Source organism: Nevskia sp. (assembly GCF_023266035.1).
In the GTDB taxonomy this organism is placed as follows: domain Bacteria; phylum Pseudomonadota; class Gammaproteobacteria; order Nevskiales; family Nevskiaceae; genus Nevskia.
Map to the genome: position 1 here is coordinate 1 of NZ_JAHFRY010000240.1, position 2,180 is coordinate 2,180.

General features: G+C 68.3%; 1 protein-coding gene. It reads left to right on the plus strand.

What is annotated here, in order from left to right:
• Window positions 1-2,156, plus strand: a 2,156-nt coding sequence (locus Q0D45_RS21440) for a cellulose biosynthesis cyclic di-GMP-binding regulatory protein BcsB (protein WP_293397915.1), incomplete at its 5' end; no start/stop codon positions are given.
• Window positions 2,157-2,180 lie beyond the last annotated feature (24 nt).

Consider the following 2,180-nt stretch of genomic DNA (forward strand, 5'->3'; position numbering starts at 1 on the left):
TGCCCGCGTCCGCCAAAGCAGCCTCCGACCGGGCGGTGCACGAAACCACGCGCGTGCTGAGCTTCGCCGAACTCGGCGTCGGCTTTCCGATGCGGTTGTCGACGGTGTTCGCCCAGGCCTGCGTCGCCGTGCCGCTGCGCCGAGATCAGGTGGTCACCGCCGCCAAGCTGCGTTTGAAATACGCCCATTCGCCGTCGCTGGTCGGCCGCTTTTCCAGCCTCACCGCGCTGGTCAACGACGAAGTCGTCGACACCTTCCTGCTCGATCCGGCGACCGCCGCTCGCGGCGAGCGGGTGATCGACATCAATCCGGCGCTGTTCCTGGAGTTCAACCAGATCCGCTTCGATGGCGTGATGCACTACGTCGACACCGAGCGCGAATGCGAAGACCCGACCCATACCAGCCTGTGGAGCCTGATCAGCAACCAGTCGACTCTGGAGCTGACCCTGGCTGAGCTGCCGCAGCCGCCGAACCTGTCGCGCCTGCCGCGGCCGTTCTTCGAACCGAACGATCCACGCCGCCTGCGGCTGCCGATCGCCTTCGTCGCGCGTCCGGGTAGCGATGCGATGACTGCCGCCGCGATCACCGCCAGCTGGTTCGGCGCGCTGGCCGATTATCGCGGCGCAGAATTCCCGGTCAGCTACGGCAACGTGCTGCCCCGCGGCCATGCCGTGGTGCTGCGCAGCGGCAAGGATTTCGAAGCCCAGCTCGGGCCGGTGCCGAACGGTGAGCAATTGCGCGTGGTCGACCATCCGGATGATCCGGGCGCCAAGCTGCTGGTGCTCGAGTCCTCCGACGATGCCGGCCTGGTTCGCGCGGCGCAGGCGCTGAGCCTGGGCATGGCCTCGCTCGATGGCGCAGTGGCACCGATCGTGGAACTGGCGCTGCCGCCGGTGCCGCCGCGCGGCACCGCCCCGCGCTGGCTCGATCCGGAATTCCCGGCACCGCTCGGCAAGCTGGCCAGCGGCCCGACCAGCGTCCGTGGCCTGACGCCGGGGCCGATCAGCTATGACTTCCGGCTGCCGCCCGATGTCTGGTTCTATGACGCCGAGGGCGCCGAAATCGATGTCAGCTATCGCTACGCGCCGATCACCGCACCGGGTGCGACGCTGAGCACCTTGCTCAACGGCGACTTCGTGGCTTCGACGATCCTGGCCAAGGCCGGTGGCGGCGGTGCCGCGACCGGCGACGCCCGCATCGAACCCGATCGTGCCCGGATCAGCATTCCGGCCGGTCGCATCGTGTCCAACAACCGGCTGAGCTTCCAGTACCAGTTCCGGCGCATCGCCGCGAAGCCCTGCGAATCGTTCCAGGCCGATGCGCTTGGCGGTTCGGTGGACCCGGAGTCGACGATCAGCTTCGCCAGCCACGGTCGCTATGCGCGCTGGCCCGATCTCGGCCGCTTCCGGGACGCCGGCCTGCCGTTCTCGCTGCAGTCGGATTTCAGCGAGACGGTGATGCTGCTGCCCGATACCGTCGATGAGGACGCCTTGTCGGCGGCGCTGCTGGTTGCCGGCCATTTCGGCCAGATCACCGGTGCGCCGGCGCTGCGCATCCTGGTCGACACCATCGGTAGCGGTGCCAGCCACGGCGATCGCGATGTGCTGATGATCGGCCGCCAGCTGCAGCTCAACATGCCGGAAAGCTGGCTGAACACCTTGCCGCTGGTACTGACCCCGGACAGCATCAGCCTGAAGCCGGTGGGCGCGGTCGACAGCTTGCAGGCCTGGGCTTCTGGACGCGATATCGCCGGCGCTCGCGCCTACGCCGGCCGCGAGTTGACCGGCAGCAGCGGCGAACTGGGCCTGATCATCGGTGCGGGTTCGCCGTACGGCTCGCAATCCGCCGTCTGGCTGACCGCGGGCTCGAAAGTGACCCTGCTCAGCGTCGCCGAAACCCTGATCGATCCGGCGCGCCGGCAATTCGTGGTCGGCGATGTTTCGCTGCTGCGCGGCGGCCTGGTCAGCGGCTATCAGCTCGGCGATCAATGGGGCGTCGGCCAACTGCCTTGGCATCGCGAGTTCCGCAACTGGCTGGCCGCTCGGCCCTGGCTGATGACGCCGCTGGCACTGATCTTCGCGGTACTGGCGACCCTGCTGCTTTACGGTTCGTTGAGCCGGCGTGCCGCGCGACGCCTGAAGGCTGGCGGCGGATGAGGGCCATGGTCTCGCGCCGATACC